Here is a 17,057-nt window from a genome sequence, read left to right as displayed (position 1 = left end):
CCCCGCGTTGTTTTGGGCCCCCACCGGGCCCGGTCCCCCCGGCCGCCCCCCCAAGGGGGGGGGGGCGCGCCCCCGGCCCCCGGGGGGGGGGGGGGGGCCCGGCCCCCCCCCCCGCCCCTACTGCTCGCCCAGGGTGACGTCCACCGTCTTGCGGTGACCGTCCCGAAGGAACGTCACCGTCGTCCGCTGCCCCGGCCTGTCACCGGCGAGCGCCTCCGCGAGGGACGTCACCGTGGTGATGCGCGTGTCACCGAGTCCGGTGATGATGTCGCCGGCCCTGAGCCCCGCCCTGTCGGCCGCGCCCCCGCTCTTGACGTCGACCACCGCGACCCCGGCCGGCTGGTAGCTGTCGTTCACCACCGTGCGGGCCGAGATCTCGAGGGCCGCGCGTCCCGATTCGGTGACGTGCCCGGTCCTGATGATCTGGTCGGCGACGGTCTTCACCAGGGACGCCGGGATCGCGAAGCCGATGCCGGGCGCCGCGCCGCCCCCGAACTCCGGGTCGACCGCTGCGAGCGTGGGGATGCCGATGACCTGGCTGCCGAGGTCGACCAGCGCGCCCCCGCTGTTGCCCGGGTTGATCGCCGCCGAGATGTTCCCGATGGTGGCGCCCCCGTCGCCGCCCTCGCTGACGGTCCGTCCGGTCGCCGACACGATCCCCTGCGTCACACTCGACGCGAGCCCGAGCGGGGAGCCCATGGCGAGCACGATCTGCCCCACCTCGACCTTGGCCGAGTCCCCGAAGGCGGCCGCCTTCAGCCCGCGCGGCACCTTGTCCAGCCGGATGACGGCGAGGTCCTGCTCCGGGTACGAGGAGACGAGCCGGGCGGTCAGGGGCTGCTCGCTGTTGGCGGCGGTCACCTCGAACGCCCGGTCGCGCCCGATCACATGGGCGTTGGTGACGATGTGCCCCTTGCCGTCGTAGACCACGCCGGACCCCAGGGCGTTGCCCGTCCGGATCTCCACGACGGACGGCAGCACGTCCTTGACGACCCGCTGGTAGTCGCTCTGCAGGTCGTCCGCCGCCGTGGTCGGGGCCGCCCGTGCGCTCGCCGTGTCCTCCGTCCTGGCCGGGGACCCGGAGCCGCTGGTGCAGCCGCCGAGCAGGACCAGACAGCAGACGAGGAGCGGGGCGCGCAGCCGGTACGGGACACGGGTACGGGAAGCGTCCATGCCCCGAGTGTCACCAAGGGCCGGCGGCCCTGCCCCCGGTGCTCACCCGAACGGGATCGGCCGGGCGGCTCTCAGCCGCGCACGCCGCACAGATGCAGCAACGCGGCGACCCCGCGGTACGGGTCCGTCCGTCCGGCGCGCTCCTCCACCGCCAGCAGCGTCTCGACATCGGCGGGAACCGCCGCATTGTCCGCCGCCGTGTCGGTGAAGACCCGCACCCCGTACCAGGTGTGCAGCGGTGCGCCGATCCCCGCCAGCGTCGCGGTCAGCGCCGCCAGCCGGTCCGCGCGCACCTCCAGGCCGAGCCGGTTGGTGTAGGACACCGTGCCGAACGCGGCCAGCGCGCCCGCCCAGTCACCGGACAGGCCCGGCCGCATCGCCAGCGCGTCCCCGTTCCGCACCAGCAGGGAGAGCAGTCCACCGGGCGCCAGCATGCGGGCCATCCCCGCCAGCAGGGCGTCCGGCTCCTCGACGTACATCAGCACCCCGTGGCACAGCACCACGTCGAAGCTGCCCGGCAGGAAGTGCACGCCCGTGTCCCGGCCGTCGCCCTCGATGATCCGCATCCGCTCCCGGATGCCCTCCGGCTCCCCGGACAGGGCCTCGCGGGCGACGGCGATCATCTTCTCGTCGCGCTCCAGCCCGGTCACCTGGTGCCCCGCCCGGGCCAGGCGCAGTGCCTGCGTCCCCTGGCCCATGCCCACGTCGAGCACCCGCAGCCGCTGCCCGACCGGGAACCGCCCGGCTATCTGCTCGTCCAGCTGCCGGGCCACCAGCTCCTGCCGTACGACATCACGCAGCCCACCGAGCTTGCTCAGCCAGGCATCCGCCGCGCCCCCGGAGAAAGACGTCGTGCTCAGGGCCGCTCTCCGCGCTTGACCTGCGGCTTCGGCAGCCGAAGCCGACGCATCTGCAGGGAGCGCATCAGGGCGTAGGCGACCGCGCCCCGCTTGTTCTGGTCGGGGAAGCGCTCGCTGAGCCGCTTGCGCAGCCGGAACGCGGAGAACACCGAGTCGACGACGATCCCCAGGATCACGATCAGCCACAGCAGCAGCGCGATCGACTGCAGCGCGCCCACCCGCACCACACTCAGCACGAGGATGACCACGGCCATGGGCAGGAAGAACTCCGCCACGTTGAGACGGGAGTCGACGTGGTCGCGCGCGAACTTGCGGACCGGACCCTTGTCCCGTGCCGGCAGATACCGCTCGTCCCCGCCGGCCAGCGCCTGACGCTGCCTCTCCAGCGCGGCGCGCCGCTCCTCGCGCTGCCGCTTGGCGGCGTCCTTGCGCGACATCGAGGTGTTGGCGACGCTGCGCCGCTGGGACTGGGCCTCACTGCGCTTGGGTGTGGGCCTGCCCTTCGGGGCCTGCGGGTGACGGGGCTGCTTGGAGTCGCTCACCGGCGCCTTGTCGGCGATCGGGGCCTTCTCTTCCTTGGCACGGCTACGGAACACAAAACCCAAGGGTACGGGGTACCCCCGCATGGACCCCAGCCCCGTGGGGAACGATCCGGCAACACCGCTCGTCTCCAGGGGGACAGAGCGGCCGTAAAGGGAAGACCGGCGACGTTCTTCCACAGGATGGCTGAGGGAATCCCGGCGTCCCCCCGTACGCAAGCCCGGGGGACACCTACTCCCTACGCCGGAGCGGGACCGTACGCAGTCGTCCTTGGGGATGACCGCATCCGTTCCCGAACAGTGCGGTAATGGATGCAGGGCCCGTACTGTGGGTTCTGTCGCAGGACTGTGAGCCGGAGTCGGTCAGAAGGGGGCGCGCGAAGCCCATGAGCGGTGTCATGAAGCGTATGGGGATGATCTTCCGCGCGAAGGCGAACAAGGCCCTTGACCGGGCCGAGGACCCGCGCGAGACCCTCGATTACTCGTACCAGAAGCAGCTGGAGCTGCTGCAGAAGGTGCGCCGCGGCGTGGCGGACGTGGCCACCTCGCGCAAGCGCCTGGAGCTCCAGCTCAACCAGCTCCAGCAGCAGTCGTCGAAGCTGGAGGACCAGGGCCGCAAGGCGCTCGCGCTCGGCCGCGAGGACCTGGCCCGCGAGGCGCTGTCCCGGCGGGCGGCGCTCCAGCAGCAGGTGACGGACCTGGAGTCCCAGCACCAGACCCTGCAGGGCGAGGAGGAGAAGCTCACGCTGGCGGCCCAGCGGCTGCAGGCGAAGGTGGACGCCTTCCGCACGAAGAAGGAGACCATCAAGGCGACGTACACGGCGGCCCAGGCGCAGACCCGGATCGGCGAGGCGTTCTCCGGCATCTCCGAGGAGATGGGCGACGTCGGCCTCGCGATCCAGCGCGCCGAGGACAAGACGGCCCAGCTCCAGGCCCGCGCCGGCGCGATCGACGAGCTGCTGGCCTCCGGCGCCCTGGACGACCCCTCCGGCATGGCCAAGGACGACATCCAGGCCGAGCTGGACCGGCTCTCCGGCGGTACGGACGTGGAGCTGGAGCTGCAGCGCATGAAGGCGGAGCTGGCGGGAGGCCCGTCCGACCAGCGGCAGGCGATCGAGGGCGGCACCGGGCAGGGTCAGAACCAGTCCCAGCCGCAGGACACCCCGCGCTTCGACAAGCAGTAGCCGGTCTCGCGCCCGAGGAGGCGACATGATCGTACGGATCATGGGTGAGGGGCAGGTACGCCTGGACGACACCCACGTCACCGAGCTCAACAAGCTGGACGACGAGCTGCTCACGGAGATGGAGCACGGCGACGAGGCCGGCTTCCGCCGCACCCTGACGGCGCTGCTCGAGGAGGTCCGCCGTCTGGGCGCCCCGCTTCCGGACGACTCCCTGGAACCGTCGGAGCTGATCCTGCCGTCGCCGGACGCGAGCCTGGAGGAGGTCCGGGAGATGCTGAGCGGGGACGGGCTGATCCCGGGCTGACAGGCGGCACTGTTCAGCCGAGGTGACGAGGACCCTTCAGGCCGATGGCGGGGGTCCGGGGGCAGCAGCCACCGGACGGTGCGTGCACCGCCGGGCACACTCGACCCTGGTTCCGCCCACCGCGGGCGCCCCGTACCGTGAAAGCCGTGAGCACCCTAGAACGCACCCGGTGCCGGATCCGCGCCCACCCCCTCGCCCTGGACGCCGTGCTGGCCTTCGGCGTCCTCGTCGCCATGCTGGCCACCTCCTTCGCCGACCCCCACGGCGAAGGCGCCACCTGGGGCGCCCACACACCCCACGCCCTCAGCCTCGCCCTCATGGCGCTCGGCGCGGGAGCGCTGGTCCTCCGCAGGCGGCGCCCCATGGCCGTGCTCGCCGTCACCGTCGCCCTCTCCCTCGTGGAGCTGGTCACCGCCGACCCGCGCGCCCCCGTCGCGATGTCCGCCGTCGTCGCCCTCTACACCGTCGCCTCCACCACCGACCGCCCCACCACCTGGCGCGTCGGCCTGCTGACCATGACCGTGCTCACCGGCGCCGCCATGCTCGCCGGCCCCCTGCCGTGGTACGCGCAGGAGAACCTCGGCCTCTTCGCCTGGACCGGCATGGCGGCCGCGGCCGGCGACGCCGTGCGCAGCCGCCGCGCCTTCGTGCAGGCCATCAGGGAGCGCGCCGAGCGTGCGGAGCGCACCCGCGAGGAGGAGGCCCGCCGCCGTGTCGCCGAGGAGCGGCTGCGCATCGCCCGCGACCTGCACGACGTCGTCGCCCACCACATCGCCCTGGTCAACGTGCAGGCCGGAGTCGCCGCCCACGTCATGGACAAGCGGCCCGACCAGGCCAAGGAAGCCCTCGCCCACGTCCGCGAGGCCAGCCGCTCCGCACTCAACGAACTCCGCGCCACCGTCGGCCTGCTCCGCCAGTCCGGCGACCCCGAGGCCCCCACCGAACCCGCCCCCGGCCTCGCCCGCCTCGACGAGCTCGCCGACACCTTCCGCAGCGCGGGCCTCCCCGTGGAGGTCGCCCGCGCCGACGACGGCACGGCCCTGCCCGCCGCCGTGGACCTGGCCGCGTACCGCGTCATCCAGGAGGCCCTCACCAACGTGCGCAAGCATGCGGGGCCCACCGCCAAGGCCGAGGTCAGCGTCGTCCGCGTGGGCCCGGACGTGGAGATCACGGTCCTCGACGACGGCCCGGGCGAGGACACCGCACCCGGCGACGACGACGGCCACGGCGGCCACGGCCTGCTCGGCATGCGGGAGCGCGTCACTGCCGTCGGCGGCTCCCTCACCACCGGTCCCCGCTACGGAGGCGGCTTCCGGGTCCATGCGATCCTGCCGGTCGAGACCCACACGACGACCGCAGCCGGGGAGACCGTGTGACCGCCGCCCAGGGAGCGCCCGTATGACCATCCGCGTCCTCCTCGCCGACGACCAGGCGCTGCTCCGCAGCGCCTTTCGTGTGCTCGTCGACTCCGAGCCGGACATGGAGGTGGTGGGCGAGGCGTCCGACGGCGCGGAGGCGGTACGGCTGGCCAAGGAGTGCGCCGCCGACGTCGTCCTCATGGACATCCGCATGCCCGGCACGGACGGCCTCGCTGCCACGCGCCTGATCAGCGCCGATCCGGCCCTCGCCCACGTCCGGGTGGTCATACTGACGACCTTCGAGGTCGACGACTACGTCGTGCAGTCGCTGCGCGCCGGCGCGTCCGGCTTCCTCGGCAAGGGCTCCGAGCCCGAGGACCTGCTGAACGCCATCCGCGTGGCGCACGGAGGCGAGGCACTGCTGTCGCCCGCCGCCACCAAGGGGCTCATCGCCCGGTTCCTCGCCCAGGGCGACGACGAAAGCCGCGACCCGGCCCACTCAGACCGGCTCGACACCCTCACCGGCCGGGAGCGCGAGGTGCTCGTCCAGGTCGCCGGCGGTCACTCCAACGACGAGATCGCCGAGCGCCTGGAGGTCAGCCCGCTGACGGTGAAGACACACGTCAACCGAGCCATGGCGAAACTGGGCGCCCGCGACCGGGCACAGCTCGTCGTCATCGCGTACGAGTCGGGGCTGGTGCGTCCACGGGTGGACTGAGCGGCCTCCGGACGAAGGGTCCACCTGGCCGGTACGACTCGCCGCGCGGCGGCGGATCGTCTGCGGGTCGCGGCGAGTCGGGGTGCGCGGTTGCCGGGGAGCTGACCCCGTCCTACCGCATGCTGGTCATCCGATGGCGATCCGGGGGTGGTTGCCGGGGGTGATCCAGGACATGATCCGGTCCATCGTGGCGCGGGGCACGGAGACGCAGCCGGCTGTGGCTCCGGAGCCGTTGACGTGGAGGAAGATTCCGGCGCCGCGGCCGGGGACGGCGGGCCGGCGGTTGTAGTTGATGACGAGGGCCTCGGCGTACTGGGTGGGGTGGTCGACGAGGTGTTCGCTGCCGCGGTCGCCGGCTTCGGTGAGGGGGAAGTCGGCGCCGGCCTCGCTGTGCATCGAGTTGTAGTACGTCGACTCGGGGTCCTCCACCCACCAGTCGGTGTCGGTGACGACGTGGTAGGGCATGCTCGTGCCGCTGGACTCGACGCCGATGCCCTCGGTGAGGGTGTAGGTGCCGGAGGGTGTGGTCCAGGTTCCCTGCCGACGGGTCGATCCGTCGACCACGCCGTTGGAGCCGACGCGTGCGGCGCTTGTGCTGAACTGCGCCTTCCAACCCGATGATCCCTTGGCCCAGGCCGTGACGGTGGCGTACGAGCCGCTGGCCTTGACGGTGACGACCTGGGTGGCGTTGCCGACGTCGACGGGGACGGGGAAGTCGGGGGCGCTGCCGGTGCCCGAGTTCTGCCGGCTGCTGTTCGTGGACGCGGTACCGCTACTGGTGCCGCTGTCGGTCTTCGTCGTGGCGGCGGCGCTCGCACGCGCGCTGGGGGAGGCGCTGTCACCGGCCTTGGCGGATGCCGAGGACGAGGTGGAGGGGGATGCCGAGGCGGACGCGTTTGCGGAGCCGCTCGGAGAAGCACCGGGCATGGGGGATGAGTCGCCCGCGTCCGCAGCCACCTGCTCGGCGGTGCCCGTATCGCCTCTCTCGCTCCCGCAGCCGGTGGCGACGAGCAGTGCCCCGCTCGCGGCCAGCGCGGCGAGGAGTCTTCGCGTGCGGGAGGGGAGCGGTATGGAGGCGGGCGGCGGAGAGAAAGCGGGCATCACGAAGGGACCCTTCGACGGATGACGAGAACAGGGGTGGGAAATGGGTTGCGGCCGGCGCACCGGAACGGGTGGCGGTCGGCGCACATCACCGCGGAAGCGGTGTGGGCCCCGCGAAGTCGGACCGGTCACACCTCAGTTGGGCGCCGGATCCCGATCGTGGGGACAATTCGGATGATGTGTCGGTGCATGGATGGGCTGGACGGGCTCGACGGGACGACCGGCGGCGCTCAGCCCTCGTGCCCGCCGGCCGCGGCGGGCAGTACGCCTGAGCATGTGGCCCGACCGAACCTGCCCGCGGCGGTGGCGCTCTGGACGTGCTTGCCGCGGACGGCGAGCGCGCAGAGGGCCTGACCGCCCTTCTCACCGAGGACGATGCTGACGGTCGGTTCCTTGCCGAGCGGGACGTCCACCGTCTTGTGCCAAGGCAGTGCGGCCGCTTTGACCACGGTGGCTTCACCGGATGCGCTGCGTGCCTGGTAGGTGATGTCGGCGGTGCCGGTGCCGGTCACCTCGTACGTCACCGCGGCGGTCGGAGTACGGCGTTCCGGCGTGCTGTCGTCCTTTCCCGTGCCGAGCACGCCATAGAGGACCAGGCCCGCGCAGGCGGCGAGCAGGGTGCCGCCGATGACCAGGCCGAGACGGTCACCGGATTGCTTTCCTGCGGTTTCGGATTCCTGGGTTTCGCCGCCCATGGATGGTCTCCCTGAAATTCGGAATATTCGGGTGCTGGGGGTTGGAGCCGGGCGTTTATACACCACGCCGAATCGTCATGGCCAGCGAGCGGAAATATCGGACAACAGGGCTGGCTGATTCGGCCTCAAGTGCCGGGGAACCCCCCAAGTTCCCCCTATGTCCGATCGCTTGACACAGAGTCAGCCGCGTGACTAGAAACCCGGCGCCGCTGCCTGTGACGTGCCGTCATCCCAGATGGAAGACGTCGGCGGGCAGTTGCTTCGATGACGACTGTTCAGGGAAAGGTGTGGCGTGAGACCCAGATTGGGCAGGCTCTTGGCGTGCCTGGTGGTATCCGCGGTGACAAGTACCGCGCTGCCCCAGATCGCCTATGCGGCCCCCGCCTCCGACGGTGACGGAAAGGGAATAATCGACACCGTCAAGGGGTGGTTTGAGGATGGCAAAGAAAACGGAAAGCCGCCGTCGCATGACGAATTGGGGATTGCGGACCGGCAGAAACTGCCGAAGGGCAGGGTCGCGCCGAAGGCGAAGCGGGTCAGGGAGCTGACGGGCCGTCGGACGACGAACGCCCGCTTCTGGCAGCTCTCGGACGGCCGGGTGCAGGCGGAGCTGTCGGCGCTGCCGACCTCCTACCGGGACGCGGGATCGAAGGCATGGAAGCCGATCGACACCTCGGTGCGCGCCTCGTCGGCGAAGGGTTTTGAGTTCTCCAACACGACGAACGAGGGCCGGAGCTGGTTCGGTTCGGACGCCGGCCGTCTGGTGCGTTTCCAGTCGCCGGACGGCCGGTCGGTCACCCTGGGTCTTGAGGGTGCCGGCAAGCGGCTGGAACCGAAGGCGAAGGGCTCGACGGTCACGTACGAGGACCGGGCGCACGGCGCCGAGATCTCGTACGGAGTCGGCCGCGGCCGGGTGAAGGAGAACATCACCCTCGCCCGGCGCCCGTCGGGTCCGCTGAAGTTCACGTTCACGCTGAACACCGACGGGCTGGTGCCGAAGGCCCGCAAGGACGGCTCGATCGCGCTGTACGGGGAGCTGCCGAACACCCCGGTCATGGTGATCCCGGCGCCGTTCATGACGGACGCGAAGAAGGCGGACACGTCTGTCTTCGGGGAGACCTACAGCACCGAGGTCACCCAGAAGCTGACCCGGGCCGGGAAGTCCTGGAAGCTGACGGTCACGCCGGACGCGGGGTGGCTGGCGTCGAAGGACCGGAAGTATCCGGTGGTGATCGACCCGACGATCACGATCGCGCCCAGTCCGACGGACTCCCAGGACACGATGGTCCTGTCGGATCAGGCGTCGACGAACTTCAACACCACGTGGAAGCTGTCGGCGGGCAAGACGGACACGGGTATCTCCCGTTCGCTGATCAAGTTCCCGCTGAGCGAGATCCCCTCGGGTACGAAGATCGATTCGGCGCGCCTGGAGATGTACTACGACCAGGCGCACACCACCAACGCCAACAACGTCACCATCGGCGCCTACCGGGCGACCGGGGCATGGGACGAGTCCACGGCGACCTGGTCCAACACGTCGTCGCTGGTGGGCGAGTTGTCCGGCACCAGCGTACAGGTAGACGACGGCGATGCGGGCACCACGGCGGCGACCGGCACCTGGCCGGCGACGTCGTCGTCGTCCGGGATCGGCTCGGACTACCACTCCAACAAGGACTCGGTGGCCGGGGACACCTACACCTGGCAGCCCAAGCTCCCGGAGAGCGACTCCTACCGCGTCGACGTGCACTACGTGGCGGGTTCGGACCGGGCGACCAACGCGCCGTACACGGTGACGGGCAGCGGCGGGTCCACGACGTACACGGTGAACCAGCAGTCGGGCACCAACGGGGTGTGGGCCTCCCTCAACGGCGGCAACGAGATCAACTTCTCGCAGGGCACGGCCGGCAAGGTCGTCCTCGGCGACGGTCCCGCCTCCACCTCCACGTCGGTGATCGCGGACGCGGTGCGCTGGGTGAACCCGGCGACGATCACCAAGAGCGCCGGACAGTACAACCAGTGGCACAAGTTCCCGGTGACCGACACCGTCCAGCAGTGGATCAACGGCACCTCGGCGAACAACGGGTTCGTCCTCAAGGCGACGGACGAGTCCTCCACCGCGCCGACCGGCGGCCCGCGCTACGAGTCCGGTGACGGTGACTACGGTGGCGAGACGTCCACGATCCCGCGGCTGACGGTGACGTACGGCAAGATCGGCACGACGCTGAACTCCCCGACGGTGATCCACTCCACCGGCCCGGAGCTGTCCTGGAAGACGTACTCGAACACCACCGGTGACTCGGGCTACGACATCGTCGAGTACCAGCTGCACCGTTCCACGCAGCAGGCGTTCACACCGTCTGCGGCCACCCTGGTCGCCCCGATCGACAAGTCGGCGACCGCCTACACGGACACTACGGCGACCCCGACGCCGGACTCGTCGTCGGTGGAGATCGGCCGGTCGTACTACTACCAGCTCGCGGTGAAGACGAAGAACGGCCAGCTGCTGGGTTCCCCGACTCGCATCGTGGGTGTGCCGAAGGCGGGCCGGACGATGCGGCTGCTGCAGGGCACGTCTGCGGTGTCGGACACGACGCTGTCCTCGGGTCAGCCGACGGCGAACGAGGACACGATCGCCTCGTACGGGGTGGGCCAGAAGTGGCTGGAGGTGGGCAACAACTCCACCACCTACGGCAAGGCCCGCGCCGTGCTGGACTTCAACACCTCCGCCATTCCCACCACGGCGACGGTCCTGGAGTCCCGTCTGTTCATGTGGGGCGCGGAGACCACTACGGGGTCCAACGGTGCGGTCTACGAACTCCACGGCCTGAACAAGGACTTCAGCGAGACCCAGGCTACGTGGAACAACGCCACTTCCACCACGGCGTGGACGACGGCGGGCGGTGATTACTCGGCGACGGTGTCCGACACGGTGGCACAGGTCTCCGAGGTGGGCCGCCGCTGGTGGGACGCGACCTCTTTGACGCAGGGCTGGACGAAGACGCCGTCCTCCAACCACGGCGCGCTGGTCAAGCTGAAGGACGAGTCGTCCACCGGGCCGCAGGAGCGCACGCTGTTCCTGTCCTCGGAGGCCTCCGACTATCAGCTGGGCCCGCTGCTGCGGGTGATCTATGTGGACTCCACGACGGATGACACGTACTACGCGCCGCAGACCCCGGCCCGGATGACCCCGAACTCGACGTACACGGTGGACTTCACGGTCACCAACACCACGAACACGGCGTGGGCGTCGGGTGAGCGGGTGCTGTCGTACACCTGGAAGCTGCCGGACGGCACGGACGTCACGAACGGCGGCAACCAGCTCTCCACGGCGATCCCGGCCCTCAACCCGGGCCAGTCCGCGACGATCCAGGCGCAGGTCAAGACACCGATCAACTCCGACTCCGGCAGCAAGCGCACCGACTACGTGCTGGGCTGGGACGTCAAGAAGGTCTCCGACGGCTCCTGGCTGTCGGCGACCAACACCAGCATCCAGCCGCTGAAGCAGAACGTGGCGGTCGAGGACCCGACCTCCGACGCCCTTGGCCTGGAGAAGTTCTACTCCTACACCGGCAAGAACACCGGCGCCGGCTCGACGGTGATGAACAACCTCGCCTCCGGCAACAGCGTGTGGTCCTACAACGCGTTCTCCAACCCCGGCCGCGGTCTGACGACGTTCGCGCGCTTCGCGTACAACTCGCTGGACACTTCCGACACGGTCTCGGGCGCGGGCTGGTCCGCGCAGCTGGCCGGGCCGATCCGGCTCGGGGCACCGCTGGACTTCCACCCCAACCCCAACCCGACCGAGATCCGCCTGCCCGACGGGGACGGCACCACGCACGTCTTCACCAAGCAGGCCGACGGGACCTGGAAGGCCCCGGCGGGCGTCCACTACCAGATCACGATGAAGGCGGGCCTGTCCTGCACCCCGGACAAGGACCCGGTCCCGGACGCCTGGACCCTCCTCCGCCCCGACGGCACGCGCTTCTACTTCGGCTGCGACGGCTACCTGACGTCGATCGTCGACAAGAACGGCAACACGCAGACGTACACGTACGAGGAGCGCAAGTCCAACAACAAGCCGACGAAGTTCCTCACCTACATCACCGACCCGGCCGGCCGGCAGTCGCTGACGGTGGAGTACTACAAGAAGGGCGACGCGTCGTACGACTACATCGACGACACCGGCGCCAAGGTCACCGGCAGCAACCTGACCAACTCCAAGATCTACGACCACATCAAGTCGATCACGGACATCTCCGGCTCGGTCTCGGGCCTGCCCGTCCGCAAGATCTCCTTCTACTATACGACGAAGGGCCTGCTGGGGCAGTTCACCGACGGTGACGGCTCCTCCCAGCCGAAGGTCTTCACGTTCACCTACGACGCCACCCAGGGCAACAAGAACGTCAAGCTGGTCAAGGCCACCGACCCGCGCGGCCACGCCACCCAGCTGGCGTACTACGCCCCGCAGACCGGTGACGACCCGAAGTACCACTGGTGGACGAAGACCATCACCGACCGCCTGAACGGCACGACGAACTTCGCGTACGCGGCCGACACCGCGAACACCAAATTCACCGACACCACGGTCACAGACGCCGAGTCGCACGCCACGAAGTACGTCACGGACGACTTCGGCCGCCCGGTCCAGACGACCAACGCCAAGTCCCAGACGGCGAAGATGTCGTGGGACGCGGACAACAACGTCACCTACTTGGAGGAGGCCAACGGCGCGAAGACCGCGTACTGCTACGACCAGAAGACGGGCTACCCGCTCTGGCAGCGCGACGCGGAGAACAACAAGGCCGGCGTCCCCGACCAGACGACCACCTGCGTCACCGACTCCACCAAGTGGCCGGCGAACGCGGCGAAGTACGAGTACCAGACCCGCGCCGACGGCTACTCGGCCGACCTGTTCCGCAAGACCTCCCCGGAAGGCCGCACCTGGCAGTTCGGCTACGACAGCTTCGGCAACCTGACCACGGTCACCGACCCCAAGGGTGTCGCCACGACGACGGCGGGCGACTACACCACGACGTACGCCTACGACTCCTACGGCGAGCTGACCAAGGCCACCGACGCCAACAGCCACGCCACCTCGTACACCGGCTTCGGTCCGACCGGATACCCGAACACGATCACCGACGCGCTGCAGAACTCGACCAAGTACGAGTACGACGAGCGGGGCCGGGTCACCAAGGTCACCGACGCCAACCAGAAGGTGACCACGCAGACGTACGACACGTTCGGGCGTCCGCTGGTCAAGACGGTACCCAAGGACCAGGCGGCGGGCGTGTACGTCACGACCCCGGCGCCGGAGTACGACGCCAACGACAACGTCACCAAGTCGACGGCGCCCAACGGTGCGGTCTCCACGGCGGTGTACGACAACGCGGACGAGATCACCTCGGCGACCGCGCCGGCAAACAACAACACCGCCCCGCGTACCACGTCGTACGCCTACGACAAGGCCGGCAACCTGAGGACGACGACCGAGCCCAACGGCACGGCGACGACGACGGACACCACCGACTACGTCACAACGAACACCTACGACGAGATCTACCAGCTCACCTCGGTGGTCAACGCCAAGGGTGACAAGGTCTCCTACGAGTACGACGACGTCGGCAACGTCGTCACGGTCGTCGACCCCAAGAAGAACGCGACGGCCGACACCACCGACTACACGACCAAGACGGCCTACGACCTGGACCACCGGGTCACGGCCGTCACGGACGCCGCCGGCAAGACCACGAAGAAGGGTTACGACAAGGACGGCCTGGTCACCTCGACCACGGACGCCGAGAACAACACCACGCTGATCACCTACGACGAGCGCGGCAAGACCGCGCAGGTCAAGGTCCCGCGCGACGGCACGTCGACGATCACGTACAACACCACGAAGTACGAGTACGACCAGGTCGGCAACGTCACCAAGGTGCTCACCCCGCGCGCCGTGGCCGCCGGTTCCACCGATGCCTTCACGCAGCGCACGGAGTACGACGCGCTCAACCGCCCGGTCAAGCAGTACGAGCCGTACGACCCGGCGGACGCCCGCTACAACGACCCCAACGTCTACATGCGCACGGACTACGACGCGGTCGGCCGGGTGGCGAAGACCTCGCTGCCGCCGTCCGAGGGCGAGACCGTCCGCAACGACACCGCCTACGACTACTACGACAACGGCTGGGTGAAGAGGTCCACCGACCCGTGGGCCATCGTCACCGACTACGACTACGACAACCTCGGCGCCCAGACCAAGCGGACCATCTCCGCCGCGGACGGCTCGTCGAACCGCACCATGACGTGGTCGTACTACCCCGACGGCGCTCTGAAGTCCCGTGCGGACGACGGCGTCCCGGTCGGCCAGTCGGTGGCACTGGTGGACGACTCCGACACCCAGAACACGTCGAAGACCGGCACCTGGACGTCCGGTGACATCGCCGGCCAGCAGGGCTACGACCACCTCACCCACGCGGCGGGCACGGGCACGGACGCCTTCACGTGGACGCTCAACATCCCCAAGGACGGCACGTACACCGCGTACGTGAAGTTCCCGAAGGTTACGGGCGCCGCGACGACAGCCAAGTACACCGTGACGTACGACGGCGGCACGGCCGACAAGACGGTCGACCAGAGCGCCACCGCCAACCAGGGCACCTGGGTCTCGCTGGGCTCCTTCTCCTTCAAGCAGGGCAACGCGGCCAAGCTGCAGCTGTTCCAGAACAGCGGCGGAGTGGTCGTCGCGGACGGCGTGAAGCTCGTCCGAGACACCAGCGGCGACCCGGCCGACACGGAGAAGAAGAACTTCGGCTACTCCTACGACCTCAACGGCAACCTGACCGAGGTCGACGACACCTCGTCGAACGCCAAGATCGACGCCTACACGGTCACATACACGGGCCTCAACGAGGTTCAGAAGGTGACCGAGTCGCTCGCCGGCACGGAGAAGAAGTCGACGTCGTACACCTACGACGCGGACGGCAAGCCGGAGACGGTGACGCACCCCGACCAGTTCTCGAAGTACACGTACGACCTGCGGGAACTGGTGCAGACGGTCTCGGTCGGCAAGAGCGCGACCGACACCAACCCGAAGGTGACGTCCTACACCTACACCGACCGCGGTCAGGAGCTCAAGGAGACCAAGGCCAACGGCAACACCGTCGACTACGCCTACTACCTGGACGGCACGGTCAAGTCCACCACCGAGAAGAAGGGCAACGGCACCCTCGTCGCCTCGCACACCTACGCCTACGACCCCAACGGGAACAAGGCGCAGGACGTGGCGAAGAAGATGAACGCCGACGACCACGCGGCGTACCTGTCCTCGACCACGGACTACACCTACGACCCGGCCGACCGGCTGGCGAAGGCGGTCAAGTCCGGCAACGGCGCGGGCACGGAGACGTACGTCCACGACGACAACGCCAACGTGATCAGCCAGACGGTCAAGGGCACCACGACCACCTACAACTACGACCGCAACCGACTGCTCACCGCCACCACCAGCGGTGCAACGGCCAACTACAACTACGACCCGTTGGGCCGCCAGGAATCGGTCACCTCGGGCGGCAAGATCATCGAGCGGAGCGTCTACGACGGCTTCGACCACGTCATCGAGTCCCAGAAGATGGACTCGACGGGTGCGATGAAGTCCACGACGTACACCTTCGACCCGTTCGACCGCACCGCGTCCAAGACCGCAGACGGCAAGACGACCGACTTCGAGTACCTGGGTCTGTCGAACGAGGTCCTGGACGAGAAGGTCGCCGGCACGCTGACCAAGTCGTACCAGTACAGCCCGTGGGGCGAGCGCCTGTCGCAGATCACGTACAACAGCGACGGCACGACGGAGGACGGCTACTACGGCTACAACGGCCACACCGACGTCGAGACCCTCACGGACAAATACGGCGACACGAAGGCGACGTACGGCTACACCGCCTACGGCAAGGACGACGAGTCGGAGTTCACCGGCGTCGACAAGCCGAGCGCCACGGACCCCACGAAGGAGGCGTACAACCCCTACCGCTTCAACGCCAAGCGCTGGGACGCCCAGTCCGGCACCTACGACATGGGCTTCCGCGACTACAACCCGGGCCTGAACCGCTTCACCACCCGGGACCTGTACAGCGGCGCCCTCGCCGACATGGATCTCGGCACTGACCCGTACACCAGCAATCGGTACGCCTTCGCCGGGGGCAACCCCATTTCGGGTATCGAAGTGGACGGTCACACCTCGGTTGACGCGATGTGTGAGGGCCTCAGGGGCTGCACGGCCGTGACGATCGGCCGTACCCCGAATCCGATCAACAAGAAGGACAAGCCGTGGAAGTACAACGCGTCCAGGCACAATCGTGCCCGGGACGCCGCGGCTTCCGTGATCCGCTTGCAAGGCCTTATGCGTACGGGCAATCCGATGGCCGCATTCCAGGTGAAGACCGAGTGCGAGATCGACGGAGCGAGCAAGAAGGGAACCAATAAGCCCGGCTTCGCGGACATCTGCTACAGGGAGGGCAACAAGCTCTTCGTGTGGGAGGTGAAGAGTGTAGGCATCGGAGCCACCGGAAAGGGGGAGCTAACCGACTACATCGCGGCGATGAAGAAGGACCCGTCGTACAAGGGCCTCGACATCGTGCCCGGCTTCAACCTGTCGATGCCCGCCGTAGGGTACGTCAAGGAAACCAACGAGACGGTGGTCGCCACGTCCCACCCGACCGACAAGGGAGTGATCGTCTACAGCGCCACCAAAGCGACGCCCCCACCCGTTATTGTTCCGGAACCAGTCCAAGAACCCGTCGAGGAGCCGGGTCCGAGCACGCTGGACAAGTTCCGGGACTGGTGGCACGAAAACATCACCAATCACGACTGGTCAAACAATCCATGGATGCCCAAGGATCCTGTGGTCGGTCCACTTCCTGGACTTGGCGGTCCATTGGTTGCATGGTGAGTGACCGATGAACCCCAGCGGGCCTCTCTTGTCTGCACCTTGACGGGAGGGGCCCGCCTCGTCGCGGAGCCATAGTTTCGTCACAACGATAGGATCATGGCGCGCCGGCTGGGTTTGCGCCGGCTGGCACGGCATCCAACAACACGGTGAGTGGAGAGATACGATGGGATATTGGGGA

Annotated in this window: 10 protein-coding genes; 5 read left to right on the top strand and 5 right to left on the bottom strand. The window is 68.7% G+C overall.

The features are described from left to right. Positions 1-117: 117 nt before the first annotated feature. From ACIRC0_RS13970 to ACIRC0_RS13960, 3 genes are all read right to left on the bottom strand, one after another. A complete protein-coding gene (locus ACIRC0_RS13970; RefSeq protein ID WP_403615557.1) occupies positions 118-1,173 on the bottom strand; it encodes a S1C family serine protease in 1,056 nt (351 codons plus the stop codon). Between the two features lie 71 nt (positions 1,174-1,244). After that, positions 1,245-1,946, bottom strand: coding sequence for a class I SAM-dependent methyltransferase (locus ACIRC0_RS13965; RefSeq protein ID WP_403615555.1), 702 nt, complete (start codon positions 1,944-1,946; stop codon positions 1,245-1,247). An 83-nt stretch (positions 1,947-2,029) separates the two neighbouring features. Next, entirely contained in the window at positions 2,030-2,659 is a 630-nt protein-coding gene (locus tag ACIRC0_RS13960; RefSeq protein WP_403615552.1) for a DUF3043 domain-containing protein, read from the bottom strand. A gap of 299 nt (positions 2,660-2,958) precedes the next feature. Here ACIRC0_RS13960 and ACIRC0_RS13955 point away from each other — a divergent pair, with 299 nt between their 5' ends. The 4 genes from ACIRC0_RS13955 to ACIRC0_RS13940 all read left to right on the top strand — a co-directional run bounded on the left by ACIRC0_RS13955 (position 2,959) and on the right by ACIRC0_RS13940 (position 6,136). Next, entirely contained in the window at positions 2,959-3,756 is a 798-nt protein-coding gene (locus tag ACIRC0_RS13955; protein WP_403615550.1) for a PspA/IM30 family protein, read from the top strand. A gap of 25 nt (positions 3,757-3,781) precedes the next feature. Further along, positions 3,782-4,060, top strand: coding sequence for a hypothetical protein (locus tag ACIRC0_RS13950; protein WP_403615547.1), 279 nt, complete (start codon positions 3,782-3,784; stop codon positions 4,058-4,060). Positions 4,061-4,206: 146 nt separating this feature from the next. Next, entirely contained in the window at positions 4,207-5,436 is a 1,230-nt protein-coding gene (locus ACIRC0_RS13945; protein ID WP_403615543.1) for a sensor histidine kinase, read from the top strand. A gap of 22 nt (positions 5,437-5,458) precedes the next feature. After that, positions 5,459-6,136 carry a response regulator gene (locus ACIRC0_RS13940; protein WP_403615540.1) on the top strand — a complete coding sequence of 226 codons (678 nt, stop codon included), beginning with the start codon at positions 5,459-5,461 and terminating at the stop codon, positions 6,134-6,136. A gap of 126 nt (positions 6,137-6,262) precedes the next feature. Here the strand turns inward: ACIRC0_RS13940 and ACIRC0_RS13935 are convergent, their stop codons facing one another. After that, entirely contained in the window at positions 6,263-7,237 is a 975-nt protein-coding gene (locus tag ACIRC0_RS13935) for a L,D-transpeptidase family protein (RefSeq protein ID WP_403615538.1), read from the bottom strand. 230 nt (positions 7,238-7,467) lie between these two features. Continuing rightward, positions 7,468-7,932: a hypothetical protein gene (locus tag ACIRC0_RS13930; protein ID WP_403615535.1), complete on the bottom strand. Its 465-nt coding sequence runs from the start codon at positions 7,930-7,932 to the stop codon at positions 7,468-7,470. Positions 7,933-9,214: 1,282 nt separating this feature from the next. Between ACIRC0_RS13930 and ACIRC0_RS13925 the strand changes: the two genes are divergently transcribed. Further along, the gene (locus ACIRC0_RS13925) at positions 9,215-16,879 is read left to right on the top strand and encodes a DNRLRE domain-containing protein (protein WP_403616484.1); all 7,665 of its coding nucleotides are present in this window, start codon (positions 9,215-9,217) and stop codon (positions 16,877-16,879) included. Positions 16,880-17,057: the final 178 nt, after the last annotated feature.

Origin of the sequence: Streptomyces sp. NPDC093984 (assembly GCF_044764595.1) — a bacterium.
GTDB classification, from domain to species: domain Bacteria; phylum Actinomycetota; class Actinomycetes; order Streptomycetales; family Streptomycetaceae; genus Streptomyces; species Streptomyces cynarae.
This window is presented reverse-complemented; position numbering and strand designations above follow the sequence as displayed.

What these genes read in the sequence shown, in the direction of transcription:
- ACIRC0_RS13970 (WP_403615557.1), bottom strand. Translation starts at nt 1,173, where the DNA reads ATGGACGCTTCCCGTACCCGTGTCCCGTACCGGCTGCGCGCCCCGCTC.
- ACIRC0_RS13960 (WP_403615552.1), bottom strand. Translation starts at nt 2,659, where the DNA reads ATGCGGGGGTACCCCGTACCCTTGGGTTTTGTGTTCCGTAGCCGTGCC.
- ACIRC0_RS13955 (WP_403615550.1), top strand. Translation starts at nt 2,959, where the DNA reads ATGAGCGGTGTCATGAAGCGTATGGGGATGATCTTCCGCGCGAAGGCG.
- ACIRC0_RS13950 (WP_403615547.1), top strand. Translation starts at nt 3,782, where the DNA reads ATGATCGTACGGATCATGGGTGAGGGGCAGGTACGCCTGGACGACACC.
- ACIRC0_RS13940 (WP_403615540.1), top strand. Translation starts at nt 5,459, where the DNA reads ATGACCATCCGCGTCCTCCTCGCCGACGACCAGGCGCTGCTCCGCAGC.
- ACIRC0_RS13935 (WP_403615538.1), bottom strand. Translation starts at nt 7,237, where the DNA reads ATGCCCGCTTTCTCTCCGCCGCCCGCCTCCATACCGCTCCCCTCCCGC.
- ACIRC0_RS13930 (WP_403615535.1), bottom strand. Translation starts at nt 7,932, where the DNA reads ATGGGCGGCGAAACCCAGGAATCCGAAACCGCAGGAAAGCAATCCGGT.
- ACIRC0_RS13925 (WP_403616484.1), top strand. Translation starts at nt 9,215, where the DNA reads ATGGTCCTGTCGGATCAGGCGTCGACGAACTTCAACACCACGTGGAAG.